Genomic DNA, 404 nt, shown 5'->3' on the forward strand with positions numbered 1-404 from the left:
CTATAAATCGCGCCATCGACAGTGAACTCGAATTTCTTGTTGTCTTTTACCATAACTGCGCTCCGTTCTCCGGCGACTCTTGATCGTGATTCGTCAGTGGACTACACTGCGATTCTAGTCCCGATATGGACTAATCTATATCGGGACTTATTTGAAATACAAGTCCATATTGGGACTTTTCGGGAGATTCATGCGTGGCTAATATCGAACCCGTCGCCGCAGCGGCCGAAGGGCGATCATCGATTCCGGCAGTCATGGAGGCATTTCAAGGACTTGCGGAGTTGTGGGAGCTTTCAACCGAAGACCAACTTCTCCTGCTGGGATCGCCTGGCCGATCGACCTTCTTTAAGTGGAAGAAAGAAGGAGGCTCAATTCCAAGAGACACCGTCGAGCGAGTCTCTCAC

The 404-nt window shown here is 50.2% G+C and carries 1 protein-coding gene; it reads left to right on the plus strand.

The window, feature by feature from the left end; all coding sequences use genetic code 11:
- Positions 1-194: 194 nt before the first annotated feature.
- Positions 195-404 (plus strand): antitoxin Xre-like helix-turn-helix domain-containing protein (locus tag AF337_RS44540; protein WP_342028445.1); only part of this gene is annotated, 210 nt, incomplete at its 3' end.

The sequence above is a fragment of the Rhizobium ecuadorense genome (genome assembly GCF_001187535.1).
In the GTDB taxonomy this organism is placed as follows: Bacteria; Pseudomonadota; Alphaproteobacteria; order Rhizobiales; family Rhizobiaceae; genus Rhizobium; species Rhizobium ecuadorense.